Below are 26,923 nucleotides of genomic sequence, written 5' to 3'. Positions count from 1 at the left end.
AATCCCCATCCCTAGAGGTCGAATCGATAGCAGATGACAGCCGGCTGGTCATCCGCCACGCCAAGCTCAACGCAAACGAAGGCGCAGGTAATGTGCCTGTAGCCTTGGTCACGCAGAACCCTGGCATAGAAACGCGCCTGCATCTCGTGACGACGGCGGATCTCACCGAAGGTTGCCCCGACGTCGCCCGTCTTGTAGTCCACGAGAAGGGCCTCGTCAGCGCCGGGCGAAGGCAGGGCGGCGTCGGTCGCGAGTAGGTCGATCGCGCCCTCGAGGTTCGAGCCAAACGGAGACGCGACCTCGCAGAAGAACGGTACCTCCGCGCGAACGAGCGAATAGCCAAGGGCCTCGGCACGAATGTCGCTCGCCTCCCAGCGCGCGAGCGCCTTCTCAAGGCGAGCCGCGTCGCGGGCAGTCACCTGGTAATTCGCGGCGACGATATGCAGGCGGCGGGCATCCGGGGCATGTCCGGTCTCCACCATGTAGCGTGCGAGCTCATGGAAGGCCGAGCCCAAGTTCGTCGCTCGGTCGGCATCCGGAGCCTCGGGCAGCTCGTCGTCCACGACGACGGGCCACTGGGCGCCGGCTCGGCCGTCAACTACCTCCGGCAAGTTACCAGGCACGAGGTTCGCGAGCGCGAGCTCCGAGGCGTCGGGCTTTGCGGGGACCGGAAGGTCGAGCACCTCGTCGAGAGAGATCGGCCTGCCCTCCTCCGCGGCCGCCGCCAGGGCGGCGTGAGCGGACGAATAGCTGAACACGCCCTCGCGCGGGCGCCAGAAGCCGAGCCGCGCGCGGGTCTCCGCGTCGATATCGAAGATCTTGAACGGCGCACGGTCTCCGGCGCCAGGAACACTGGGCGCACGACTGCCAGTGCCGGAAGCGCTGGGCGCGAGCTCGCCAGAACTCGTGGCTTCGCCCGCCGCAGCAGCGTCTTCGAGCGGGAGCGTCTCGGCAGAGTCGACCTCGACCGAGCCTTCCGGCGTGGGCCTCACGTCAACGCAGCGAACGAGGCCCAGTCGGGCGCCGCCGTACTCGAAGCGGCCCTCTCCCGCACCCGGACGCTCCGCGAAGAGCGAGTTCGCAACCGTCCCCGCCATCACGGGCACCAACCTGCCATCCTTGGCCTCGGTCACGTCAAGCGAGAGGATGACGCACTCCTTGGCACGCGTGAGGGCGACGTAGAGGAGCCTGCCCGCCTCGCGCTCGTCCGCGAGCTTGCCTTCCTCCTCCATGAGATAGCGCCACTCGAGCGGCGTCACGCACTCCTCCGCGCAGGCGGGCGCGTCCTCGCCCAGATCGGGAAGCTTGAGCGACGCCGGCGCAAGGGAGAGGACCATGCGCTCGCCGTCGCGCTTCGAAAGCAGGCGCGGCGTCTTGTGCGGCCTGTCGGAGCCACAGCAACCCACCACCGCGACGACGTCGAACTCGAGGCCCTTCGAGGCGTGCGCCGTCATGATGCTCACCGCGTCGAGGCCCTCGCCGGAAAGCGACGCCGGACCCTCCTTGGCGGCCTCGAGCCAACGGGAGAACTCGTCTGCGGCAAGCGGGGCATCGAGGGCCGCCGGCTCTGAGAGCTCGCGGACATGGCGCACCGCAGCGAGTACGTTTGCCGCGACGGCGCGTCCCGTCACGCCCTCGCCCTCGAGCCTCGCCAGCCAACCGGACTCTCGAACGGCCATCAAACAGACGTCCGCGACGGGGATCTTGCCCACCCGTGACAGGGCACGGCCGATCACGCGACGGGCATGTGCGAGGCGCGCGCTCACGGGCTCGTCGCCGAAATCAGCCGCGTCCTCGCGAATTCCCGGGTAGATACGACGCTTTGCGGGAGCGTCGATCACCTCCTGGGGCTTCGTGGCCAGGCGCAGCATGTCGTTCGCGTCGAGCTCGAACATGTCGCTGTCAAGCACCGGGTACAGGCCGCTCTTGGTGTCCTGGGGATTCGCGAGGAGGCGGAGAAACGCCTCGACGACGCGTACCTCAGGCGCGCTCGAGAAGGTCGAGCCGCCCGTCACGACGCTCTCGAGGCCGCGCTCGCGCAGAGCGTCGATGTAGGCGTCCGCGCCCGTGAGGGTGCGCATCAGCACGGCCATGCGCCTCGGCGCCACGCCCTGCTCGCGGATGCGGGCGAGACGATCCGCCAGCTGGACGGCGGCGATCCTCGTCCTCGCCTCGCGTTTCACGGGCACGGCACCAAGGCGATGGGCGCGCGTCAGCTCGACCACGACGCGAGGGCACGCGTCCTCAGGGAAGCTGCTCTTGCGCGCCGGTTTGGGATGCAGGTCCATGAATGACGGCACGATGCCCGTGTCGCCGCAGGCGCGGGCGACGAAGCGCAGAATCGCGTCGTCGCTCCTGAAGTTCGTGTCGAGACGCACGGTCTTCGCCACCTCGGCGGAGCGGTCCTCGAAAACGCTCACGTCCGCGCCGCGGAAGCCATAGATCGACTGCTGCGCGTCTCCCACCGTCGTGAGGTGGCAGGCGTCCTCGCCCGACAAGCGCTTGACCATCGAGACCTGTTGGGCGTTCGTGTCCTGGAACTCATCGACCATGACGAGGCGGAAGCGCTCCGAGTACTCCGCGGCGATATCCGGATGCTGGCGGAAGGCGCGCGCGAGCAGGTGGAGGAGGTCATCGTTGTCGAGCACGCCGCAGGCGCGCTTTGCGTCCGCGTAGTACTTCGTAGCAAGGCGGGCGAGGCGCATGAGGGGCTCTGAGAGGTGCTGCACGCTCGCGAGCGCAACCTCGCCACGGGCGCAACCCAGAGCTGCCTTCGTATCGACCCAGAACTGTTTTACGGCCTTGGCGCTCCACTTCCTGCCGTCAGGGCCTTTGATGCCTTCGAGGATGTCTCGGGCGGCAGTGGCGTCACGCCTCGAGGGAGGAAGCTCCCAGAACCCCTGGAGGGAGGAGAGCTCGTCCCGCAGCCGGGAGAGCTCGTCTGTGTGCTTCGTCTCGCATGCGCACATGGCCTCGTAGCAATCCGTTAGGGAGCGCATGACTCCCGAGACGTCCGGGAGGGCGGGCGCGAACCCAAGCGAGTCAAGGCCCTCGAGCGCGCTCGAGGCCTCGTTCTCAATCATGCGGACGAGCGCCATGACGCCGTCTCGCTCCGTACTGCCGTATTCGGCGAAGAGGGCGGCGACGCCCGGGTCTCCCTCGAGCTCGCGAAGGGCCTGCTCGCTGGCCTCCTCGCGCATGAGACGCGCCTCCTGCTCCCCCACCATGGCGAAGCTCGGGTCGAGGCCAAGGTCGAGAGCGTGGTCACGAAGGATGCGCGAGCACATGTGGTGGATGGTGCTCACCCACGCCGAGTCGACTCGAAGGGCCTCGTCCGCAAGGCCCGCCGCACGGAGGGCGCCACGTATGCGGTCCTTGATCTCGCCGGCGGCCTTCTCGGTGAAGGTGATGATGAGCGCCTGGTCGAGGCTGTCGAGGTAGGAGCGGCCGTCCTCGCCGGAGCCGGGGCAGAGCGCCCAGACGATGCGGCGTGTCAGCGTGAAGGTCTTGCCGGAGCCGGCGCCCGCCGCGACGAACACGGGACGATCGAGCGTCTCGACGATCTCGCGCTGGCCCGGCATGAGGCCGTCGAGCAGCGCGGCGGCGCGGGCTGCGTCCTCGGGGGTCGCAAAGTTCTGGTCGCTCATTACTGCCTCCTCTCACAGGACAGGACGGGGCACCACTCGCATGCCTTGGGGCTTCTGGGACGAGCGTCGATCTCGCCGGCACTCATGCGCTCGATGACAGCAGCGAGCGCCTCCTCCGTGCGGTCGAGGAGCTCGTCGAAGTTGCGAGCGCCCGGGACGGGGAGGCTGATTCGCTCGAGTTGTTTCTCCGTGAGGACCCCACCCAGGCAACGAGTGGAATCGGTGGCGGAGATGGCACCGGTCACCTGGTGGCCGCCCTTTGTGCCGAGGTAGAGAGAGCCCACGACCCGTATGCCCTCGCCCGAGAAGAACTCCCTCGCGATGCTCGCGTAAATGAGGGTCTGGACGCGATTGGGAAGCACGAAGCCGGCGTCCCAGTCCTGGTCACCCCTTGGCAGAAGGGCATACTCGTCAAAGAGCGCGCCCTTGTGCTTGTAGTCGATGACGACGGCACGGCCCTCGGCATCGACGTCGAGGCGGTCGATGGTGCCCACGAAGTCCGCGCCGGCATACGTCGCGGGACGGCCGCTCTTGCCGCCGAAATCCCCCTCGAAGAGTCGCGGCTCAAAGCCGTCAAAGAGGGACGCCTCGTACTCAAGCGTAGAGATGAGGTCGCGCTCGAGCTCCTCGAGACGACGGAGCTCGCTCGGCGCATGGGGAACGAGCGCCTGCTTCGCCCTCGTCTTGCCCTCCGCACGCTGGTGGGCATAGTGCTCCGCGAACTCCGCACGAAGGAGCTCGATGGCATGTGGGAGCGTCTGTCGGTCCACGCGCGAGCCAGGAACGCGGACGAGGGGATCAAACCAGAACGAGGCGCCGTTCTCCGGCTCCTCGCCAAGCTCGCTCTCCAGAAGGCCCACAGCCTGGGCAGCCTCCAGGAAAAGGCGCCTGTGGGTCACCTCGAGCACGCGGTGTGCGAAGGTGCCCATCTGCATGTTGGTGAAGGTGGCATCCATGTCATCGAGACCGAGGCGGCGCAGCGTGAACCACTTGAACGGACACTCGAGGTAGGTCTCGACCTGGGAGGCGGAAAGCGACAGGCGGCCACCCGGAAGCTCCGCCTGACCATCGCGAGGCACCACGACGAGGCGGCGCAGTACGGGATCGAGATGTCCCGCCTCGGCGCGAGGGGCCACCTCATGGACTGCCGGAGCAACGGGCTCGGCGCCAATGTTCTCCTCGACGGAACCCTCGTCGAGACGGCTCAACGGCGCGGACTCGAGCGTGCAGCGCATCTCGCCGGAGGCGTTCGCCTCCGAGTAACAGGCCAAGACCTCGGACAGCATCACCGAGGGGAAGGTCTCCGTCGCGGACGCGTCATGCGAGGGGCACACGAGCGCGAGCGAGCGCGTGGGAACGCGCAAGACACTCGCGAAACGAGCGCGCGAGGTATCGAGCGGATCTTGGGGCACCTCGACGCCGGCAGCGTCGAGAAGGCGCTCGAAGGCGCCACCCGGGGCGGGAACGGGAGTCGTCCCCGCATCGAGGCCGAGGTAGACCAACGCGTCCGCAGACGCAGGGGCAAGCGCCGCGGCATCCGCGGGAGACAAGACGTCTACCACGCACGTTGCGTCATCGCACGCAAGCTCGGGCCTGACTCGAACCGAGGAGCCCATCAGCGCCGCGTGGACGAGGCGAATGAGCTCAGCCAGGCTGTAGCCCGCGTCAAGCGAGACGCCCGCCGCCTTGAGCGTGCGGCCGGCCTCCGCCAGCGCCGCCAGGGCCGCGGCATCCGCCGCGCGGGCAAGGGACTCCTCCGCAGAAGGCTCTGCCGGCTGCTCCAGCGGGACGCCGTCCTCGCCCTGGGCGGGTTGGGCCGCGGCGAGAAGCAGCCTCGTCGCGGCGGCGCCAACGTGACCCTGTATGAGGTCACGCGTGGCGGCGGCGACCGCAGGCGAGGTAAGGGACTGGTTCTGGAGCGTCCAGAGGACAGCGGAGGGTGACAGGATGCGATTGCCGCGCCAAGAGACGTCACGGCGCCAGGCAACCTCCGCACCAGCGTGGGACGAGGCGCCCATTAGGAAGTCCGTGAGGCCACGTGGCGGCCACCAGCTCATGTCCGGCAGGCACTCCGGACTCGTGAGCTCCTCCTTCGAAGGCCACGAGGCATCGAGCTCGACCAGGCGCGCCACCGAATCCGCAAGGCGGAGGAGACCCGCGCCGGCGCCCGTCTCCTCGACGGAAAGACGCAGGCTGCCGCGGACGGAAACGCCGCGGGCGTGAAGCTTGGGCGCAAGCGAGCGCCAAGTGGCGCGAACGTCCGGAGAGACGACGACCACGCGCGTGGCGCCCCCGGAGATAAGCCCCTGGATGTGCTGGCATGCCGCTTCGTCCTGAGCGAGCGGACCCGCGGGCTCGAGCAGCCTGACCGCGCCCGTGGGCCCAAGCGCCTCAGAGCCCGGACGGAACAGCGCGCCGAGAAGCGAGTTGAGCTCGGGCTCACGAGAGATGGGCTCCGCGGCAGTCACTTCCTCGTCGATGACCTCGATCCCAGCGGCGACAGCGGCCTCGCGAAGCTCACCTGCGGAGGCGAGGGCCCTGCCAGACGCCTCGCCCTCGAGGACGCGAACGAAGACGGTGACCTCGCCCAGGCGAGCAAGCGCGCAGATGAGCTCCCTCGTCACCCGGTTGAACTCGTCAAAGCCCAGGAATACGCAGGGAGGCACGGGCGCGCCCTGCTCCCCCATCATGGCGGGCAGAAGCGAGGTCGCCTCGCAGGGCTCCACGAAGCCCTTCTCGGCGAGGGCCCGCGCATAGGCATCCGTGAGCTCGAGGGCACGTGCCTCGCCCGCGGTGAGCGAAGCTCGCTCCCCCGCGGTGGGAAGCCAGGGAAGGGCGCGAGCGGCGACGTCGCAGAGCAAGGCGACCGTACCCTCGCCCCCGTCGAGCGGGGCCATCTCGTGACCCGCGGCGACGAGGTTCATGAGAACGGGACGAAGCCCGCGCGTCACGAGCGAGCGCCCGTCTCCGTAGAGTGCCCAGCGGAGATCCGTCCACGTGGAGGGCGTCTCGCAGTCGACACCGGCCGTGAGACCAGCGGCAGCAAGCTCACGCTGGACCTCAAGCCCACACGTGAGGCTCGGCACGAGCACGAGCGCCCTTCCCGACGCCGCACGCCCCGCATCGAGCGCACTGACGGCCGAGGCACCGACGAGCCTCTCATCTGACGTTGTGATAAGTCGAAGAGCCATGTTCCTCCGCTTGTCGAGGTCTTTCCCGACAATCCTACCGCGTAAAGCGGACATTTATAAAACCGGATAAAAGCCCTGGTATCTCGCGAGGCAATCGCTCTCGCGCCCAACCGACGGCACGCGGGCTCGCAGGCACGCCGAACGCCGGGGCGCCCCGACCGGCATCCGCCAGCACAAGGGCGTGCCTAGCCGCGCGCCTCCGCCAGCACAAGGGCGTACCTAGCCGCGCGCCTCCGCAAGCAGCTCGCGGGCGTGCTCGAGCGAAATCTCGCTCGCGTCGCCGGAGAGCATGCGGGCGATCTCTGCCACGCGCTCGTCACCGTCAATCTGGCGAAGGCTTGTCTCGGGCTTGCCATCGACGCCGGTGCCCTTGGAGACGAGGTAGTGGCACTCGCCCATCACGGCGACCTGTGCCAGGTGCGTCACGACGATGACCTGATGGGTCTTCGCGAGGTCCGCGAGCACGGCGGCGAGCGAACGGGCGGTCGAACCGCCCACGCCGGCGTCGACCTCGTCGAAGACGAGGGTGTCGACGCCATCCGCCTGGCCAAGGACGACCTTGCAGGCAAGCATCACGCGGCTCACCTCGCCGCCGCTCGCGATCTTCCTGAGCGGCCGCGGCGTGAGCCCCGCGCCGGGACGATACATGAGCTCAATCTTGCTGGGACCCGCCGGCGTCCACTGCGCGCGCGGCATGCGCTCGCACCTAACCTCGAGCTCCGCGCCACCCATCTCGAGACGCCCCATCTGCCCCGTCACGGCGGCGGCAAAGCGCGGCGCCGCATCGGAGCGAGCGTCATCGAGGGCGTCTGCCGCCTTGGCAAGCGCGGCCTCCGCCTCCTCCATCGCACGGCGCGCCAGACGCACGCGCTCGCCGGAATCACCGGCGGCCTCGACGACCTCGCGCGCCGCCTCACGCCTGACGAACACATCCGCCATGCTGGGTCCGTACGAGCGCATGAGGCCCTGGAGCGCGCCCATGCGCTCCTGCATGCGAACGAGCTCCTCCGGGTCAAGGTCGACGGAGTCGCGGTAGTCACGAAGCCTTGAAGCGAGGTCATCGATGTCAATGAGCGAGCTCTCGAGGGAGTCCGCGAGCGCGGAAAGCGCGTTGTCGAAGCGAGCGGCGTCCCGCAGGGTCGAGACCGCGGAGGAAAGCGCGTCCATGGCCCCCGCGTCGCCCGCGATCGCCTCGCGCGCCCCCTCGCTTGCGCGGAAAAGGGCCTCGGCGTGCTCCGCTCGAGGCAGCGCCTCCTCGAGCTCCTCGAGCTCACCCTCCTGCGGGTCGACCTCGTCAATGCGCCTGAGCTCGAAGGCGGCCTGCTCGAGCCTCTCCGCGCCGGAGCGAGAGAGCTCGTCGACGCGCTCGTACTCCGCGCGAGCGTCTCGTGCGGAAGCGAAGGCCTCGCGGTAGGCGGCGAGCGCCGCGGTGACGCCCTCCCCCGCCCACGCGTCGAGCATCTGGGCGTGCGTGGAGGTGGAAAGCAGACGCTGGTGCTCGTGCTGGCCGCAGAGATCGACCGTGGAGCCCACCTTCTCCGCGAGCTCAGACACGCTGGCCATGCGCCCGTCGATCTCAACGCGCCCGCGGCCCGCGGACTCAACGCGACGCCTCACGATGTGACCGTCGACGTCATCGGGACCGAGGTAGACGCGCCCCTCGACGAGCAGGTGGTCATCACCCTCGCGAACGGCACCAGCATCCGCGCGCTCGCCCACAAGCAGCTTGCAGGCGCTGAGCAGTGCGGTCTTGCCCGCACCCGTCTCGCCCGTGAGCACGGTGAGGCCCGTGGCGGGCACGAGCGTCGCGTCGCGGATGAGTGCCACGCTCTCGACGTGGAGCTCGTCAATCATTGAATGGGACCTCCCCTGGCGCCTGCGCCGTCGTTACTGCTTCTTCCTCATCTGGCCATAGAATACGCGCGACACCGAGTCATAGAACCCACCCGCGTCTGAGTCGAGCAGGATGACGTCGCCCGGGCCGCGCCTGACCGTGCACTTCGCGGCCGAGCCACCCTCCGGGCAGGTCACGAGCTGACCATCGACGAACACGCTGCTCTCCGCCGGGCGATCGTCCGAGAGGGAGACCTCGACCACGTCCGAGGAAGAGGTGAGAAACGCGCGCGCGAGGATGGTGTGCGGCGCGATGGGCACGCAGACCATGCCGTTGAACTCGGGCGTCACGATGGGACCGCCGCTGGAGAGGGCATAGCCGGTGGAACCCGTCGCCGTGGAGACCACGAAGCCGTCGCCGCGAAGGCGGTCGATGTGGTTGCCGGAGACGTCGACGTCGAACTCGATCATGTCGCCCAGTGCGCCGCGCGTGAGGGCGAGTTCGTTCAAGGCGAAATGATGCGTGTCGCGAAGGAGGCCGCCACCGCAGTCGAACGTGACGCCCACGTCGAGCGTGGCGCGCCTGCTCTGGTGCATCTCGCCCGCGAGCGCGCGCGAGACGGACTCAACGATGTTCTCCGAGCCAGCACCGGTAAGAAAGCCGAGGTGACCAAAGGAGAGGCCGAGGATGGGAATCTCGCGATAACCCACGATGCTCGCGGCGCGCAGGAGCGTGCCGTCACCGCCGAGGGAAACCACGAGCACGGCACCAGAAGGGTCACAGGTGCGGTTAGGCTCGCGTTTCTTGTCGTGCGCCCAGACCACCTCGACGCCCTCGTGGGAAAGCCAAACTTCGAGCGTAGCCGCCGCCTGGATGGCATCCGCCCGCGAGTAATTGGGAACGAGAAGGACCTTCACACGCCACTCCCCTCAAAGCCGTCAGATAGAACAAGTGTACCACCCCACCAGTCCCCACTACAGCAGCCCGTAGCTCCCTGGCGCCGTGGCGATTACCACCGGTAAGGTCCCAAAACACGAAAGGGGCCCGGGGTTCCTAAGCAAACATCCCACAGCCCGCCACAGCAGCCCGTAGCTCCCTGGCGCCGTGGCACTTGCCACCAGAAAGGTTTCAAAACACGAAAGGGGCCTGGGGTTCCTAAGCAAACATTCCGCAGCCGCTACCGGCTACAAGCCCGCATAGTCATGCGAGCGAGGACGTTTGCGTGGAACCCCAGGCCCCGGGCTAGCGTTCAGTCAACCAACCCTACTGGTAATCAGCCACGTCGATCCAGCTGCGGAGGAACTCTTCCTCCTTGGCGTCACGGTGGCGAGCCAGCTCGCTGGCGGCGACGATGCTCGTCCAGCGACGTACGACCTGGATCGGCATGTCAGCCATCTTGCAGAACAGGATGAGGTACTTGTCCGCGAGGTCAAGGTCCTCGAGCGCGAACAGCAGGTACGTCATGGCAGCGTCAGCCGCGGGCGAACCCTGGGTCGCGTGAGCCCAGTCGCAGACGTAGAGCAGGCCGTCGTCACCGACGATGACGTTCGACGGGTTGAAGTCGCCGTGGCAGACCCTGTTCTCGACCTTCATGCCGTCGAGACGCATGAGCAGCTCGTAGCGGGTCGTGGCGTCGATCTCGGTCAGGCCGTTGATCATGCGGGCATACTTGTCGCGCTGACGGTTGAGCAGCGGTGCGGTGTGACCGTTGATCTCGAGCTGGAGGCGGACGAACTGCTCGAGGTAGGCCTCGACGTTCTTCTTGTCAGCCTTCATGCGCTCGGCGAGCGTGGTGCCAGCGATCTTCTCCGTGGCGAGGGCCCAGCCTTCCTCGCAGCGAGAGACCTCGACAATCGCGGGAACGCGAATGCCGGACTCCTCGATGCGGGCGAGGTTGAGCGCCTCGTTGAAGACGTCGCTCTCGGGCTTGGAGTTGTTGAACACCTTGACGATACGATCGCCGGTGTCATAGACGACCTTGTTGCCGCGTCGAGCGAGCTCGACCTTGTTCTCCGGTAGCTCCATGAGAAGCCTCCTTAGGGTTCCTCCCGATGTGCCGGACGCGCCCCCGCACGTCCGGCAGCCTTGGACTCGTGACGGCACCTGCCAGTCCCTGGCAGGAAGCCGCCACGTAGTTCACGATTTACTCCTCGTAGCTCTTCGGCTCGCGGCCGTAGTAGGCGTCGAGGTAGAGCTCCTTGATCTCGCTCATGAGCGGGTAACGCGGGTTGGCCGGCGTGCACTGGTCGTTGAACGCGTTCTCGGTCATCTCATCGAGCGTGGCAAGGAAGTCCTTCTCGTCCACGCCGTACTCGGCGATGGTCTGCTTGACGCCGACCCTCTCCTTGAGCTCCTCGATCTTGGCGATGAAGTTCTCGAAGACCTCGTCGTCGTTCTTGCCGGTCACGCCGCAGTAGCGGGCGGCCTCGGCGTAGCGGGCCTTCGCGTGCGGATAGGCGTACTGCGGGAAGGTGCCCATCTTGGTCGGGACATCGGCCGCGTTGTAGCGCATGACGCGCGTGAGGATGACGGCGTTGGCCAGGCCGTGCGGGATGTGGTGGTAGGCACCGAGCTTGTGGGCCATGGAGTGGTTGAGGCCGAGGAAGGCGTTGGCGAAGGCCATGCCGGCGAGGCAGGAGGCGTTGGCCATGCGCTCGCGGGCCTCGGGATCGGCGGCACCCTTGTCGTAGGCGCGCGGCAGGTACTCGAAGACGAGCTTCATGGCCTGCAGGGCGTACGGGTCGGTCCAGTCGCTCGCCATGACGGAGACATAGGCCTCGAGGGCGTGCGTGAGGACATCCACGCCAGAGGCCGAGGTGAGGCCCTTGGGCTGGGAGTCCATGTTGTTGGCGTCGACGATGGCCATGTTCGGGAGCAGCGCGTAGTCAGCGAGCGGCCACTTGATGCCGGTCTCGGCGTCGGTGATGACGGAGAACGGCGTGCACTCGGAGCCGGTGCCGGAGGAGGTGGGGATGGCCACGAAGTAGGCCTTGGAGCCCATCTCCGGGAAGGTGTAGACCCTCTTGCGGATGTCCATGAAGTCCATGGCCATGTCCTCGAAGTTGGCCTCGGGGTGCTCGTAGAGAACCCACATGATCTTGCCGGCGTCCATCGCGGAGCCGCCGCCGAAGGCGATGATCACGTCAGGCTGGAAGGAGTTGAGGATCTTGGCACCCTCGCGAGCGCACTGCAGCGTCGGGTCCGGGGCGACGTCCCAGAAGCAGGCGTGCTCGATGCCGAGCTCGTCGAGCTTCTGCTCGATCGGCTTGATGTAGCCGTTCTTGTAAAGGAACTGGTCAGTCACGATGAAGGCGCGCTTCTTGCCCATGATCGTGCCGAGCTCGTCGAGGGCGACCGGCATGCAGCCCCTCTTGAAGTAGACCTTCTCGGGTGCGCGGAACCAGAGCATGTTCTCCCGCCTCTCAGCGACCGTCTTGACATTGAGCAGGTGCTTGGGACCAACGTTCTCGGAGACGGAGTTGCCGCCCCAGGAGCCGCAGCCCAGCGTGAGGGACGGCGCCATCTTGAAGTTGTAGAGGTCGCCGATGCCACCTTGGGAGGACGGGGTGTTGACGAGAATGCGGCAGGTCTTCATGGCCTCGGCGTGCTTGGCCATCTTCTCCTTCTCGGTCACGGCGATGTAGAGCGAGGAGGTGTGGCCGTAGCCACCGTCGGCGACGAGGCGCTCAGCCTTGGCGATAGCCTCGTCGAAGGTCTTTGCCTTGTACATGCCGAGGACCGGGGACAGCTTCTCGTGGGCCATCTCCTCGGACGGGTCGACGCTGGTGACCTCGCCGATGAGGATCTTGGTCTTCTCGGGCACCTCGACGCCGGCGAGCTTGGCGATGGTGTAGGCGCTCTGGCCGACGATCTTGGCGTTGACGGAGCCGTTGACGATGACGGTCTTGCGGACCTTGTCGAGCTCGGCACCCTTGAGGAAGTAGCAGCCGCGGGCCTTGAACTCGGCCTTGACCTCGTCGTAGATGTCGGCGAGGACGGTCACGGACTGCTCGGACGCGCAGATCATGCCGTTGTCGAAGGTCTTGGAGTGGATGATCGAGTTCACCGCGAGCTTGACGTCTGCCGTGGAGTCGATGATCACGGGCGTGTTGCCGGGGCCGACGCCGAGGGCGGGCTTGCCGGAGGAGTACGCGGCCTGGACCATGCCCGGGCCACCGGTGGCCAGGATGATGTCGGCGGAGCGCATGAGCTCGTTAGTGAGCTCGAGGGACGGCTGGGCGATCCAGTCGATGATGCCCTCGGGGGCGCCAGCGGCGACGGCAGCGTCACGCACGATGCGGGCGGCCTCGATGGTGCAGGCCTTGGCGCGCGGGTGCGGCGAGATGAGGATGGCATTGCGGGTCTTCAGGCTGATGAGCGTCTTGAAGATGGCCGTGGACGTCGGGTTGGTGGTGGGGATGACGGCGGCGACGATGCCGATGGGCTCGGCGATGCGCTTATAGCCAAACGCCGCGTCCTCCTCGATGACGCCGCAGGTCTTCATGTTCTTGTACTTGTTGTAGATGTACTCGGCCGCGTAGTGGTTCTTGATGACCTTGTCCTCCACGATGCCCATGCCGGTCTCCTCGACCGCCATCTTGGCGAGCGGGATGCGGGCCTTGTTGGCAGCGATGGCCGCTGCGTGGAAGATCTTGTCAACCTGCTCCTGGGAGAACGTAGCGAACTCGGCCTGCGCCTTGCGCATGCTGGCCAGTCGCGAGTTGAGGGCATCGAGGCTGTCGATGACCTTCTCCGCCTTTGCCATGTGGTACCTCCAGATCAATTCGTGGGCAAATACTGCCCTTTGACCAACTGGCTCCGTGCCTACGCGCTCGGACTTCGCATGGCTTCTAGCCCCATGCATAAAACCTGAGCCTCAGACACCATGAACATGATACCGGAATTTAATGGCGCAAATTACACAAAGGGATGAGCGGTAGTGCGTTTACCTGCGCTTGCACAGACTTCACTGGTCATTTACGCAACGATTACCCAAACGCAGTTGCATACGTTTATATGGTCAACATGCTAATTTCGCGCATATTTTCGATATTGTTTTGCATACGCTAACGCAAACCCGCAGCTACTCCCCAGCATGGGGCGCAAATGCCCAACCGGGCGTGCATAGAGCAAAAACGCCTTATGCCCAACTATTGTTTTCCGAGGGAAAAGCCGCAGCTGCCACTCGTGCGCAAATATCGACCGTTCACGGCAAGTTAGCTGCCGTTTGCCATGGAGAAGCCTTGTCGGATTCCGCAAACGGCAACGGCTCGCCGGACGACAAAGGAAACGGCCGTCGAGATTGGTAACCAGTCCCCTTCTGGTAAATGCAGGACCATCTTCCTATTGCATCAACTTGTAGCAGACGCTCTTGCGACAACGAGTCGCTCAACGGCACAGAAAACGCCAGGCAAGACGAAGACGATTCCTCCCAGCATGGAGATGTCGGTGAATCCCAACAAAACAACGCCGACAGTTTGGCGTGCGACGACGCAGACTATGGCCAAGCCAACCAGGATGAGAAACGAGACAAATAGGGCGCGGTGGCCGCAACCGACGGCCGCCGCCACCGCATAGCCAAGGAAAAGCCACATAAGCGGGCGAGACAGGATAACCGCAGCCAGGGTCACCCCATCGATTCCCATGATGGTGTTGGGGATGCCGCTGACAAGAGAATACGCTTCCACAAGCGCGGCGCCCCAAATCGGTTCTGTCAACGAAGGCAACCTCAACCAGACGCCCGCCATAAGCGTCGCAAGAGCCAGCGGAATAGCTACGTCTCTTAGCCTGTTCATGATGGCCTCCCCACCACGGCAGAACACACAGACGAGCCTGACTAGCTTGATTTGATATACCGCAAAAAGGGAGCGGTCAAACACCCCGCTGTCACAACGTCCCGAGCACGTGCTCGAGGCGCAGGACCTCGGCACGCGCGTCTCCCGTGGCCGTTCGCGCGTCATAGCGCAGCCAGGCGCCGTCGCGCACCAGGCATACGTCGACGAGGGGGCCAAAGCCACCCTCCAGGGTGCAGGAGGCCTCGCGGTAGCTCGCGTCGGTCGTAAGGCCCGGATAGCGCACGGCGAGCACGGCCGGATGGCAGGAAAGGTACTTGGCGCACGTCTGGGCCACGTCGGAGATGCGCCGCCAGGCGGCGACGTCCGTCTCGCGCCGCAGGGCAACAAGCGCGCTAAGCGAGGGACCTCCCCCGCCGGCAGGCAGGAGAGGTCCCAGGTTGTTGTCGTTCGAGACAGTCAACGGACGCCCAGACTAGCTGCGACGCTCGGAGATCTCGGCCGTAATGTCGGCGATGAACTCGTCGACGGAGCGCTGGACGGTCTCGCCAGAGCGGTCGCGGACGGAGATGTTGCCGGCCTCGACCTCCTTCTCGCCCAGGATCAGCATGTAGGGCACGCGGTCGATGCTGCGGGCCTCGCGGATCTTGTAGCCGATCTTCTCGTCGCGGTCATCGACCTTGACGCGGATACCGGCGGCGTCGAGCTTGTCGGCGACCTGGTGGGCGTAGTCACGGCTCTTCTCGGAGACGGGAAGGACGTCGACCTGGACAGGCGCGAGCCACGTCGGGAACTTGCCGGCGTAGTGCTCGATCAGGATGCCGATGAAGCGCTCGACGGAGCCGAAGCAGACGCGGTGAAGCATGATCGGGCGCTTCTTGGTGCCGTCAGCGTCGGTGTACTCGAGGTTGAAGTTAATCGGCATCTGGAAATCGAGCTGGACGGTGCCGCACTGCCAGGTGCGGCCGAGGGAGTCCTCGAGGTGGAAGTCGATCTTCGGGCCATAGAAGGCGCCGTCGCCCTCGTTGACCTCGTAGTCCATGCCAAGCTCGCTGAGGGCGGTCTTGAGGCCCTCCTCCGCGCGCTCCCAGTCCTCGTCAGAGCCCATGGAGTCGTCCGGACGAGTGGAGAGCTCGACATGGTACTTGAAGCCGAACTTCTGGTACACGGAGTCGATGAGGTTCACGACACCGACGATCTCGTCCGTGAGCTGATCCGGACGGACGAACAGGTGGGCATCGTCCTGATTGAAGCAGCGGACGCGGAACAGGCCGTGGAGAGCGCCGCGCAGCTCGTGACGGTGCACGAGACCGATTTCGCCGGCACGGATGGGCAGCTCGCGGTAGGAGTGCGGCTTGGAGGCATAGACGAGGACGCCACCCGGGCAGTTCATCGGCTTGATGCAGTACTCCTCGTCATCGATAACGGTGGAGTACATGTTGTCCTTGTAGTGGTCCCAGTGGCCGGAGGTCTTCCAGAGCTGCTTGTTCATGATGAGCGGCGTGGAGATCTCGACGTAGCCGGCCTTGTGGTGGATCTCGCGCCAGTAGTCGAGGAGCGTGTTCTTGAGGATCATGCCGTTGGGCAGGAAGAACGGGAAGCCGGGAGCCTCGTCACGCATCATGAAGAGATCCATCTCGCGGCCGATCTTGCGGTGGTCGCGCTTCTTGGCCTCCTCGATCATGTGCAGGTGCTCCTCGAGCTCCTCCTTGGTGGCGAAAGCGACGCCGTTGATGCGCGTGAGCATCTTGTTGTTCTTGTCGCCCTTCCAGTAGGCGCCGGAGGTGCCGGTGAGCTTGAAGGCCTTGAGGGCCTTCGTGTAGCAGAGGTGCGGGCCGACGCACATATCGATGTACTCGCCCTGCTGGTAGAAGGTGATGCGGGCGTCATCAGCGAGGTCGCCGATGTGCTCGACCTTGTACTTCTCGCCGCGCTCCTCCATGAGGGCGACGGCCTCCTCGCGGGACTTCTCGAAGACGGTGAAATTGAGGTTCTCCTTGCAGATCTTCTTCATCTCGGCCTCGATCGCGGGGAAGTCCTCCTCGCTGATCTTCTTGTCGCCGAGGTCGACGTCGTAGTAGAAGCCGTTGTCCGTAGCGGGACCGTAGGCGAAGTCAGCCTCGGGATAGAGACGCTTGATGGCCTGGGCCATGATGTGGGCGGCGGAGTGGCGGATGACGTGGAGCTCTTCCTCCGCGGGGCACTCGTCGACGTGGCCGTCGTTGTACAGAACCTTCATGGAAAACCTCTCTCGAGTGTGTACAAACAGTTAAGAAAAACGCCCATGCGCCATGACGGCGGTGGGGCGGTTATAGGGCGCCTGTCACATGACCTCGCGGCCCTGAAAGGGACAGACGCCTAGATAGTCTGAGTTCGTGTTCCCTGTGCGAGCGAAAGCTGCATCAGTTGGGGCCTTTCGAACGACGCGCGGCGAATCCGCGCATTTACAGCTCTCTAGGTTTACCACAAAGTGCCCGTCACTGCAGACGTGGCAGCTTGAAGTGGAGGATTGTCGCACTTTGGAAACGTTACATTGTGGCGATACCGCCGTTTTGGCGGCAAGGTGTGCAACGAATTTGAGATTCTGCGGCTGAAATCCGACTTCTGGCGCAAGGCAGGATTTGGCCACCTGGGGTTTTATTTGTTATCTTTTTCCTAGCATATGTGTTTTGGGGCCCAAGAGGCCCTAAACGAGCCGCAGAATCTCAAATTTGTTGCACGCGGCCTCGCAAAAGGCCCCCATACGATGCGCAAATCCCGGCAGCGGACGCGCAGGCCGGTCGCCGGTGGCCGGTTGCAAAACCCAGCGGCGATCTACTTGGTCACGACACGGACGCGCAAGTCGGTGGACGTCGGCCGGCCCCGCACCTGAGCGCCACGAGGCACGAAAAAGGCCCCGTCGCGAAGACGGGGCCTCGTGAGCTGCATATAGGGCAGGCGCGCTACTGGATGCGCGTGCGGCAGTAGGGGCAGACCTTCCAGTCCGCGTTGAGCGGGCGGTGGCACGTCGGGCAGACGTTACGGACCTGCGTGTTGCAGTTGGGGCACACGATGAAGTCCTTGTCGATAGGCGTGCCGCACTTGGGGCAGATGCCGTAGTGCGAGAGCTGGTGCTCGCGAAGCGCGATGTCGAGGTCCTGCTCCTCGCGGTCGACCAGGTAGGAGCTGGGACGGAGGATGACGTAGGCGAGAAGGCCCACGATGGGGATCACGGAGATGATCGCCCAGAGCCACCAGGGCTCAGCGCCGCGGCGCTGAGCGTCGCGGATGACGTAGACGATCGAGAGCACGTAGAGCATGACGACGCAGGCGAGCATGAGGTAGAGCACCATGCGCACCTCGGGGGTGAGAATCTGGTCGATGAGGTCGGACATGTGACGAGCTCCTTTGTCATACGAGACGTTCACCGCGAGCAACGGCAGTCCTCAACTTAAGACACAACGAACGAGATTGTACCAGCCATCGGGCGATGGACAAGGCGGCCGGGGACGTCTCCGCGTCAGGCACAAATTCAGGCGCGAGGGGTCGACGCTGCCAGGCCTCCGCGCTCCGGCGCTGCCAGGCCTCCGCGTTCAGGCGCGAGGCACCAGCGTGGCTAGGCCTCCCCGCCTTGCACTCCGGGCCTGAGGACACCCGCGACCTCGCCCGCCGTCGTGATGGAGCCACAAGCCACGAGTGGCACACCCTCGAGCGCGCTCAGCGCCTCCCCAACGCTCTCGAACACGGCCTTGGGCGCTCTCCCGGCACGCTCGAACATCTCGGCAAGTTCGGCGGGTCCGAGGGCGCGGTCAGACTGGGTACGCGTGACGTAGACCTCGGGGAACTCCGGGGCGAGAAGGCCCACGATACCCTCGACGTCCTTATCGGCAAGGACCGCGCACAGAAGCACCGGCCTGCTCGCGACATCCGGGTCGATGCCACGCACGGCGGCGAGGAACGTCTGGACACTCTGCGGGTTGTGGCAGGCGTCGATGAGCACGGGCGGCTCGGCAGAGACGAGGTCGAAGCGGCCCGGCGTGGGGCAGGCAGCCGCGGAGCGAAGAAGGCTCTCCTCGTTGAGCGCGTGCCCAAGGTAGTGCTCGGCCAGCGCGATGGCGCACGAAATGTTCGCCGCCTGATAGCCGGGCCTGGGAGCCGAGACGCCACGATACGCGTGGACCTCGGCGCCTCCCACGCCAGTCTCCACGTCGAGGACGAGGTTGTCGCCAATCCTCGCGGGACGGCTCGTGACCTCGTAGAAGGCGTGCGGCAGGTCCGCGTGCTCACGCGGGACGCCCGGATGCATCTCGCCCGCGGCGTCGGCGAGGTCCCTGGGGCGCAGGAGCGTCGGGGTGACGCTGGCCTCGGCGCATCGCTCGAGGAAGACGTCCTCGACGCTCGCCGGGGTCGCCGTGCCCACACCAAGGACGCAGGTCCTTCCGGGCTTGATGATGGCGGCCTTCTCGCCCGCGATGGCCTCGAGCGTGTCGCCGAGGATCCTCATGTGGTCGAGGCCGATGCCCGTGACGGCGACGGACTTGATGTTGTGCGCGGCGCTCGTCGCATCCCAGCGCCCGCCCATGCCGCACTCGAGCACGGCGACGTCAACGCCCGCCTCGGCGAAGACGACGAGGGCGGCCACGGTGAGCAGGTCGAACTCCGTAATGTCATAGGGCCTCTCCCCCGCGGCGCTGCGGCGCGCGTTCACGCGCTCGCCCGAGGTGACGGCGGCGGCCATACCACGCGCGAAGTTCTCCTCGCTTACAGGACGACCCATGACCTCCATGCGCTCCGTGAGGCACACGAGCTCAGGCGAGGTGTAGAGGGCGACGCGCTTGCCCTCCCCCATGAGGATCGCGGCGGTATAGCGCGAGGTCGAGGTCTTGCCGTTGGTGCCCGCGATTTGGACGCTCTCGAAGTGGTCATCCGGATTGCCGAGCTCTGCGAGCATGTCCTCGACGCTCTCGAGCAGGGGCTGGATGCCGAACTTCTTGGTGGCGTGAAGCCTCTCCATCGCCTCGTCGAAGGTGTAGGAGGGAATCTCGAACGGAATCTGATACATGTGCAAGGAACTCCTCAGGAAGGGGCGCGGCCGCGCCTCGCGCCTGGCGGCGGAGGGTGGCGCACGAAGGGTCGGGGCGCGGGCCGGCGGACGAGAGCCTGGCCCGCGCTACCTGCCAAGAAGGCGAAGGGCCTCCTCGCGGGTCTTGTTGTCGGTCTTGAGCATGCCGCGGGCGGCGCTCGTGACGGTCATGGCACCGGCAGCACGGATGCCACGCATCGTCATGCAGGTATGCTCCGCCTCGATGACGACCATGACGCCCTTGGGGTCGAGCTCGGCCATCATGGCGTCGGCCACCTGATCGGTGAGGCGTTCCTGGAGCTGGGGGCGGGCGGCGAAGCCCGCCACGCAACGCGCGATCTTCGAGAGGCCCGTGATACGGCCGTCTCGCGGGATGTAAGCGACGTGGGCGCGGCCGATGAACGGCAGGATGTGATGCTCGCACATGGAGTGGAACGGGATGTCGCGCACGACGACGAGCTCCTCGTTGCCCTCCTCGTGGAACTGCTTGCGCAGATGGCGGGCCGGGTCGTCCGCCAGGCCCGAGAAGAGCTCCTCGCACGCGCGCGCCACGCGGTCCGGCGTGCCCACGAGACCCGGGCGGTCCGGGTCCTCGCCGATGCCGATGAGCAGCTCGCGGACGGCGGCCTCGATGCGCGGTCGGTCGACGCCGGCGGCGTGGCCGGCCTTGCCGGACACCGGAGACGCGACGGCGGGTGTCGCGGCGGCGGGCGCGGGCTGCGCCGCCACGCCAGCGGTCTGGACCCTGAGATCTTCGGTCATGTTATTCCCCCTCAGTGCGGGCCGCGGCACGCTCCGCCGCCTGCACGACATGTTGCATAAGTACAGCGGTGGTGAGAGAACCCACCCCGCCCGGCACGGGCGTCACGGCGTCCACGATGGGCTCCACGGCGTCGAAGTCGACGTCGCCGACGAGCCTGCCGGCGCTCTCGTCCCAGTTGATACCCACGTCGACGACAACCTGGCCGGCTCGCACGCAGTCCGCGCCCACCATGCGCGCACGTCCGCAGGCGACCACGAGCACGTCCGCCTCGCGACAGCACTCCGCGAGGTCCCGCGTCTTGGAGTGGCACATCGTCACGGTGGCGTTCGCCGCCTGGAGCATCATCGCGACGGGCCTGCCAATCACGAGCGAGCGGCCCACCACGGTCACGCGAGCACCCTCGAGCGACACGCCGGCGGCGGAGAGCAGGTGCATCACCGCATCCGCCGTGCACGGGGCATAGCCCTCGCCAGAGCCCGTGAACACGCCGGCGAGCGACGCCTGGGTAAGGCAGTCGACGTCCTTCTCGGGGGCGATTGCCTCGCACGCGGCCGCCTCGTCGAGCGAGGCGGGAAGGGGGCGAAACATCAGGATGCCGTGGACGGCGGGGTCCGCGTTGGCGGAGGCGATGGCGGCCATGAGCTCGCCTTGCGAGCAGGCGGCATCAAGCACAACCCTGCGCACGTCGACGCCGGAGGACGCGGCGCGCTTGAGCAGGCCACGCTCGTAGGAGAGGTCATCGGCGCGCTCGCCCACGCGAATCAGGCAGAGCGTCGGCACCACGCCGCGAGCGGAGAGCACAGCGGCGCGGGAGGCGACCTCCTCCGTGAGCCTCGCTGCGACGGGTGCACCCTTGAGAAGCTTCGCCATGTTAACCCCTCCCCCTCACCGCGCGCGCGGCGGCGTCAGCCAGGGCGTCCGCCCGAGGCAGCCAGTGCTCGAGCAGTTCCTCGCACTCCTCCTCGAGCTCACAGGCACGCTCGCGATCGACCATGGCGGTGGTGTTGGCATAGAGCGTGAGGCTCGCGCTCATGAGGGCGGCGCGGCAGAGCTGCGCGCCACACGCCACGTCCGAGATGAGCAGGCGCGACACGTGGTCTCCCAGCTCCTCGAGAAGTGCCAGCGAGCGGGCACAAGCGACCATGATGCGGTACGGCGGAAGCGCCGCCTCATGGAGGGCTGCCTCGATGGCGTCCGCGCGGTGCGGGTCCTCGCGGTCGATCGCGTAGGCGGCCGAGACCGCCGCATACGCGCGGGCGTCCTCGTCCATAAGGGCGAGGAGCTCGTGGCGGATGCGGTCGGTCGCAGCGATCGTGTGGCGGATGCTCTCGTCATGCGCGGCGTATGCGGGCTTGCCCTCGGTAAAGCGGCAGACCATCGTGCAGAGCGCCGTTCCCAGCGCCCCCACGTAGGCGGAGGCCCCGCCGCCGCCCGGAACGGGCTCCCGGGCGGCCAGGCGCTCGGAGAACTCCGCGCAGGTCTTCTTGGTCATAAAAACACTCATGAACTGGGGTGACTCCCTAGAAAAGGCCGGTGATGCGGCCGTCCTCGTCGACGTCGATGTTCTCCGCGGCGGGGCGCTTGGGCAGGCCCGGCATCGTCATGATGTCACCCGTGAGCGCGACGATGAAGCCGGCACCGGCGGAGACCTTCACCGAGCGGACGGTGATGCGGAAGCCCTCGGGGGCGCCCAGCTTCTTGGCGTCGTCGGAGAAGGAGTACTGGGTCTTGGCCATGCAGACGGGCATGTTGGTGAAGCCCTGCTCCTCAAGCTGGGCGATCTGCTTGGCGGCAGTGGGCGTGAAGTCGACGCCGTCAGCGTGGTAGACGCGGCGGGCGATGGCGTCGATGGTCTCGCGGATGCCGCCGAGCTCGTAGGCCTGCGTGAACTCGCTGGGCTCGTCGCACAGGCGCACGACCTCCTCGGCGAGGGCCAAACCACCCTCGCCACCCTTCGCCCAGACCTCGGACAGGGCGACGTTCACGCCGAGCTCATGGCACTTGGCCTCGACGAGGTCAAGCTCGGCCTTCGTGTCCGTGGGGAACGCGTTGATGGCGACGACGACGGGCAGGCCGAAGACCTCGCGCATGTTGGTGACGTGGCGCAGGAGGTTGGGCATGCCGGCCTCGAGGGCCTCGAGGTTCTCCTCGCCCAAAGCCGTCTTGGGCACGCCGCCGTTGTGCTTGAGGGCGCGCACAGTGGCGACGACCACGCAGGCGCTCGGAGTGAGCCCAGCCATACGGCACTTGATGTCGCAGAACTTCTCCGCGCCGAGGTCCGCGCCGAAGCCCGCCTCGGTGACGACGTAGTCGCCGAGCTTCATCGCGACGTCGGTCGCCATGACGGAGTTGCAGCCATGGGCAATGTTGGCGAAGGGGCCGCCGTGGACGAACGCGGGCGTGTGCTCGAGCGTCTGGACGAGGTTGGGCGAGATGGCGTCCTTGAGCAGCGCCGTCATGGCACCCTCGGCGTGGAGGTCATGCGCGGTGACGGGCGTGCGGTCGAAGGTGTAACCGACGACGATGCGGCCGAGACGGGCCTTGAGATCCGCGATGGAGGTGGCCAGGCAGAAGCAGGCCATGACCTCGGAGGCGACGGTAATGTCGAAGCCGTCCTCGCGGGGCATGCCGTTGGCAACGCCACCGAGGCCGCAGACGATGTTGCGCAGCTGGCGGTCGTTCATGTCGACGACGCGCTTCCAGGTGATGCGGCGCGGGTCGATGCCGAGGGCGTTGCCCTGCTTGATGTGGTTGTCGAGCATGGCGGCGAGCAAGTTGTTCGCCGCGCCGATGGCGTGGAAGTCACCGGTGAAGTGCAGGTTGATGTTCTCCATGGGCACGACCTGCGCGTAGCCGCCGCCGGCGGCACCACCCTTAATGCCGAAGACCGGGCCAAGGGACGGCTCGCGAAGCGCGAGTACGGCCTTCTTGCCAAGACGCTGGAGGGCGTCAGCGAGGCCGACGGACGTCGTGGTCTTGCCCTCGCCCGCAGGCGTGGGGTTGATGGCGGTCACGAGAATGAGCTTGGCGCGGCGTTCCTTGTCGCGGAGCTTCGTGACGTCGACCTTGGCCATGTGGTGGCCGTAGGGGATGAGCTCGTCATCGGTCAGGCCGAGACCCTCGGCGACCTTGCTGATGGGCCAGACCTCGGCCTGCTGTGCGATTTCGATATCCGTCAGTGCCATGGGAGCTCCAATCGCTTGGGGGGCCTACTGCGCTGTCATTATCCGTCACCACGCCGGACAAACTCAGAAGCCCCCGCAACTGAGACAGTTTGTATCTCTTGAATGCGAGGGCGAGTGTAGCCGTCATTGTGTGGGATTGGCAAAACAGACCCGTTTATCTCAACGGATAGAATTCTATGAACCTCACACCCAAACATCCCCACCAGAGCGCAGCAATAACGCTACGATGATGGAACACTTTGTACCATTCAACGATGGAGACCCCATGAGGCTGAACCTCCAGATCCTCCGTGACGAGCTCGCCCCGCTCGAGTTCTCGAGTCACCTGGCGCCCGGTGCGGCGACGCGCACGTGCACCTACGCCCTCCCCCTCGTGCCCGGAGAGCCCCTCGAGGAGGGGCCCGTCTACGTCGCGGAGGCGAGCGAGTTGCCCGCACGTCCCAACACAAGCGGCATCGCGTCCGTCATCTGCGTGGGCCAGCCGACGGCCGCTTGGCGCCACGGGGACCTCGACATCCTCTGGACCGAGGAGGGCGCGATCGACGTGAGGGCGCTGCTCGCCCGCGTCACGAGGTCCTTCGCGCGTCACGAGGAGTGGGAGCGCTCGATGCGCGGACAGATCGAGGAAGCCGGACAGCCCCGGGAGCTCGAGCTCATGCTCGAGGGCCTTCTCGCCCACCAGCTGCTTGACGAGCGCCGCATCGAGGCGGGCGCGAGTCTGTTGGGCTGGGACGTGTTCGACCACTACCTGTGCGTCTCGATCGCCTCCGTGCAACGCGGCCAGAGCCAGGAGCGCCTGGAGTCCACGGCGCGCTCGCTCTCCGGAAGGATCGGCGAGCTCGCCTGCGTCATGCACGGCGAGCACCTCGTCATCGTCTGCAACCTCACGCGCGCCGGCACGGACGAGGACGGCATGCTGCATCGCCTTGCCGGCGTGTTCATCCCGGGGCTCCTCGCTGTGGGCGCGAGCGAGGCGTACGGAGACCTCAAGAACACGTTCTACTACTACAACCAGGCGCTGGCGGCAGCGCGCCTAGGCATCAGGAGGCAGCCGGAAAGCGCCTGTTGGCGCTACGCGGACTTCCTGCTCGCGGATATGCTGCGACGTGTGCGCGTGCGCCAGATTCCCGCGGCGCTGACCCCGCCGGGCCTCCTGCGCCTCATGGAGCACGACCGCGAGAACGGCACGGAGTTCACGCGACTCCTGCGCGGCTACCTCGACCGCGACCGAAACGTGACACGCACCGCACGCGACCTCTTTCTCACGAGAAGCACCTGCATCAGGCACCTGGAGCAGATCGGCGAGATAAGCGGCCTCGACCTGGACGACCCTGACGTCCGCCTCGCCTGCGGCATCGCCCTGCGCCTCCACGAGCGGGAGTAGCGCAACGAAGCGGCAGCGGGGTCATGTGTCAGGGCACGGCAAACTGCCAAGAAAAAAGCCCGGACGCCAGAAGGCATCCGGGCTCGCAAGCCACAACGTATGTGTGCTCGCTACTCCGCGAGCAGCTCCGCGATAGCGGCCTCGTCGGCCTCGGTGGCCTGGACGGCGGGGTCGAAGATCTTCGTGGAGATGGGCAGGCCCTTGACCTTCACAGCAGCCTTGATGGCGGAGACGAACAGGTCGCACACGTCATAGACGGCCATGAGCTTGGAGATGCGCTCGGCGCACGAAACGGCCGTGGCATAGTCGCCGGCCTGGTAGGCGGCGTGCATCTTGGCGAACGTCTCGGGCTCCACGTTCGTGAGGCCGCACAGAACGCCGTTGCCGCCGCTCACGCGGTTGACCAGGTAGTACTCGTCAAAGCCGGAGAACACGGTGAACTCGGGGTTCACGGCACGCGCGGCGCGAATGACCTTGCGCGTGTGGCTAATCGTGTCCACGGTGTCCTTGATGCCGCAGATGTTGGCGTGCTTGGCAGCGAGGGAGGCAACGAGCTCGGGCGTGAGATCGGTGCCGGTACGCGCCGGGAAGTTGTAGAGAATGACCGGGAGCTTCGTGGCCTCGGCGATGCCGCCGAAGTAGTGCTCGGCGGTAGGCGCGCTCGGGCCAAAGTAGTACGGGGACACCGCGAGCACCGCGTCAGCGCCAGCCTTCTCGGCATAGCGGGTGAGCTCCAGGACGTTGGCGTAGTTCGTGTCGCCAACACCAATGAAGACCTTCATGCGATCGCCCACGCGCTTAACGGCAAAGTCGCAAGCGGCCTTCTTGTCCTCGAGCGAGACGCTGTAGAACTCGCCAATGCTGCCAAAGAGCAGAACGCCGTTGAGACCGGCGTCGGCAAGGTGGTCGAGATGCTTGCCCCACAGATCGAAATCGATGTTGCCCTCATCATCAGTGATGGTGATGGACGGACAGAAAATGCCCTCGAACATGTCACTACCCTTCCTTTTCTAGGGACGGAGGCTATCTCCGCTCTCCCCTATCCTTATATCCAAGACAGCCACGCGGGACCGGACGCACGAGGCGCCGGTCCCACAGGCATTTACCAGATCTGACCAGGTAAGCTAGTCAATCTTTTCGTTTTCACGAACGTCATCCTTCTTCAGGATAGCGCTTGCAAACTGGGTGTGCGAGACAGCCAGCTTAGAGCTCGAGGCCATACGCACGCACGGCGTTGTTCATGAAGAAGTCCTCGTCGTCGCCAAACGCGTCGCGCAGCGTCTGGAAGTGCTCGTCGAAGGAGCTATAGAGCTTCACGACAGGCCAGTTGGACGCATACAGGAGCTTCTTGGGATCGAACGTGTCGCGCGTGAACTTGAGCAGCTCGGAGACGAACTGCTTGTCGGCCGTGGGGAAGCCAGAGACCTTCACGTAAAGGTTCGGCAGGGTCGCGAACTTCTTCATGACCGCGCACCACTCCGGCGTGAGTGCCTCGACGTTGCCGAGGTGGTTCAGGATAACGGTCTCCTCAGGCGCCTGGGCGAATGCCTCGTAGGCGTCCTCGAGCTCGTTCACGCGGTTGCAGGACTCAAACGGCAGGCCCTTAGCGGCCAGCGTGTGAAGGCCCTCGACGAAGCTGGGCTCGAGGCAACGGCCCTTGGGCTCGGAGTCGATGTGGAGCGGCTCGCGAATGCCGGCGGCAAACGCGGGGACGCGCATCCACGGAGAGACGTCGCTGCGGAGCATGCAGGCGAGCATCTTGGGGTGGGCCGCCTTGAGATCGTAGGCAATCTTGTCCTCGGCCTCGTGGTCGGCGCAGTCTACCTCGACGTACACGCCGCCGACGAACTCAACGCCAGCCTGGCGGGCATACTCGGCCTCGAGGTCCTCCACCTTGTAGGTGTGCGTGATGGTGCCGTCGGTGCCGTCGAGCCAGGGAAGGCTCTGCGTATCGAGGTTCCACACGTGGAAGTGAGAATCGACAACCTTGAGATCAGACATGGTGGTTGCTCCTCCCCAAAACCGATCTTGGAGCCGGCGAAGCCGTACCAGGCGCAGAAGGCCA

Annotated in this window: 18 protein-coding genes; 1 reads left to right on the top strand and 17 read right to left on the bottom strand. The window is 66.0% G+C overall.

Features of this window, described 5'->3' with window-relative positions:
- Positions 1-11: 11 nt before the first annotated feature.
- The 15 genes from ACTQ1Z_RS01785 to ACTQ1Z_RS01715 all read right to left on the bottom strand — a co-directional run bounded on the left by ACTQ1Z_RS01785 (position 12) and on the right by ACTQ1Z_RS01715 (position 23,474).
- Complete coding sequence (locus tag ACTQ1Z_RS01785) at positions 12-3,647, bottom strand: UvrD-helicase domain-containing protein (RefSeq protein WP_441858294.1); 3,636 nt, start codon at positions 3,645-3,647, stop codon at positions 12-14.
- Positions 3,647-6,838, bottom strand: coding sequence for a PD-(D/E)XK nuclease family protein (locus ACTQ1Z_RS01780; protein ID WP_441858292.1), 3,192 nt, complete (start codon positions 6,836-6,838; stop codon positions 3,647-3,649). Before ACTQ1Z_RS01780 ends, ACTQ1Z_RS01785 begins: the two co-directional genes overlap by 1 nt.
- A gap of 219 nt (positions 6,839-7,057) precedes the next feature.
- Positions 7,058-8,692, bottom strand: a complete 1,635-nt coding sequence (locus tag ACTQ1Z_RS01775) for a DNA repair protein RecN (RefSeq protein ID WP_441858290.1) — start codon at positions 8,690-8,692, stop codon at positions 7,058-7,060.
- Positions 8,693-8,725: 33 nt separating this feature from the next.
- On the bottom strand, positions 8,726-9,589 hold the full coding sequence (locus tag ACTQ1Z_RS01770) for an NAD(+)/NADH kinase (RefSeq protein WP_320680632.1): 864 nt from the start codon (positions 9,587-9,589) through the stop codon (positions 8,726-8,728).
- Positions 9,590-9,935: 346 nt separating this feature from the next.
- Positions 9,936-10,697, bottom strand: a complete 762-nt coding sequence (locus tag ACTQ1Z_RS01765; RefSeq protein ID WP_441858288.1) for a phosphotransferase family protein — start codon at positions 10,695-10,697, stop codon at positions 9,936-9,938.
- A 118-nt stretch (positions 10,698-10,815) separates the two neighbouring features.
- Positions 10,816-13,437 carry a bifunctional acetaldehyde-CoA/alcohol dehydrogenase gene (gene adhE, locus ACTQ1Z_RS01760; RefSeq protein WP_441858286.1) on the bottom strand — a complete coding sequence of 874 codons (2,622 nt, stop codon included), beginning with the start codon at positions 13,435-13,437 and terminating at the stop codon, positions 10,816-10,818.
- Positions 13,438-14,023: 586 nt separating this feature from the next.
- Entirely contained in the window at positions 14,024-14,467 is a 444-nt protein-coding gene (locus ACTQ1Z_RS01755) for a hypothetical protein (protein ID WP_320680635.1), read from the bottom strand.
- Between the two features lie 91 nt (positions 14,468-14,558).
- Positions 14,559-14,927 carry a hypothetical protein gene (locus ACTQ1Z_RS01750; protein WP_320680637.1) on the bottom strand — a complete coding sequence of 123 codons (369 nt, stop codon included), beginning with the start codon at positions 14,925-14,927 and terminating at the stop codon, positions 14,559-14,561.
- A gap of 12 nt (positions 14,928-14,939) precedes the next feature.
- The gene (gene thrS, locus ACTQ1Z_RS01745) at positions 14,940-16,703 is read right to left on the bottom strand and encodes a threonine--tRNA ligase (protein WP_320680639.1); all 1,764 of its coding nucleotides are present in this window, start codon (positions 16,701-16,703) and stop codon (positions 14,940-14,942) included.
- Between the two features lie 703 nt (positions 16,704-17,406).
- Complete coding sequence (locus ACTQ1Z_RS01740; RefSeq protein WP_293815661.1) at positions 17,407-17,838, bottom strand: double zinc ribbon domain-containing protein; 432 nt, start codon at positions 17,836-17,838, stop codon at positions 17,407-17,409.
- A gap of 221 nt (positions 17,839-18,059) precedes the next feature.
- A complete protein-coding gene (locus tag ACTQ1Z_RS01735; protein ID WP_441858283.1) occupies positions 18,060-19,505 on the bottom strand; it encodes a bifunctional folylpolyglutamate synthase/dihydrofolate synthase in 1,446 nt (481 codons plus the stop codon).
- Positions 19,506-19,613: 108 nt separating this feature from the next.
- Positions 19,614-20,288 (bottom strand): GTP cyclohydrolase I FolE, encoded by a 675-nt coding sequence (gene folE, locus ACTQ1Z_RS01730; protein WP_441858281.1) that lies wholly within the window; start codon positions 20,286-20,288, stop codon positions 19,614-19,616.
- A 1-nt stretch (position 20,289) separates the two neighbouring features.
- Positions 20,290-21,159, bottom strand: a complete 870-nt coding sequence (locus tag ACTQ1Z_RS01725) for a bifunctional 5,10-methylenetetrahydrofolate dehydrogenase/5,10-methenyltetrahydrofolate cyclohydrolase (RefSeq protein ID WP_441858279.1) — start codon at positions 21,157-21,159, stop codon at positions 20,290-20,292.
- A 1-nt stretch (position 21,160) separates the two neighbouring features.
- Complete coding sequence (locus tag ACTQ1Z_RS01720; protein WP_441858277.1) at positions 21,161-21,793, bottom strand: cyclodeaminase/cyclohydrolase family protein; 633 nt, start codon at positions 21,791-21,793, stop codon at positions 21,161-21,163.
- A gap of 16 nt (positions 21,794-21,809) precedes the next feature.
- Positions 21,810-23,474 carry a formate--tetrahydrofolate ligase gene (locus tag ACTQ1Z_RS01715; protein ID WP_441858275.1) on the bottom strand — a complete coding sequence of 555 codons (1,665 nt, stop codon included), beginning with the start codon at positions 23,472-23,474 and terminating at the stop codon, positions 21,810-21,812.
- Between the two features lie 265 nt (positions 23,475-23,739).
- Here ACTQ1Z_RS01715 and ACTQ1Z_RS01710 point away from each other — a divergent pair, with 265 nt between their 5' ends.
- Positions 23,740-24,858 carry a PucR family transcriptional regulator gene (locus ACTQ1Z_RS01710; RefSeq protein WP_441858273.1) on the top strand — a complete coding sequence of 373 codons (1,119 nt, stop codon included), beginning with the start codon at positions 23,740-23,742 and terminating at the stop codon, positions 24,856-24,858.
- Between the two features lie 110 nt (positions 24,859-24,968).
- Here the strand turns inward: ACTQ1Z_RS01710 and ACTQ1Z_RS01705 are convergent, their stop codons facing one another.
- Both ACTQ1Z_RS01705 and ACTQ1Z_RS01700 read right to left on the bottom strand, forming a co-directional pair.
- Positions 24,969-25,850: a dihydrodipicolinate synthase family protein gene (locus ACTQ1Z_RS01705; protein ID WP_317285943.1), complete on the bottom strand. Its 882-nt coding sequence runs from the start codon at positions 25,848-25,850 to the stop codon at positions 24,969-24,971.
- 211 nt (positions 25,851-26,061) lie between these two features.
- Positions 26,062-26,859 (bottom strand): amidohydrolase family protein, encoded by a 798-nt coding sequence (locus ACTQ1Z_RS01700; protein WP_441858271.1) that lies wholly within the window; start codon positions 26,857-26,859, stop codon positions 26,062-26,064.
- Positions 26,860-26,923: the final 64 nt, after the last annotated feature.

The organism is Parolsenella sp. LCP21S3_E11, assembly GCF_052118165.1.
In the GTDB taxonomy this organism is placed as follows: Bacteria; Actinomycetota; Coriobacteriia; order Coriobacteriales; family Atopobiaceae; genus Parolsenella.
The sequence above is the reverse complement of the archived record's forward strand: the minus strand, read 5'-3'. Positions and strand labels throughout refer to the sequence as shown.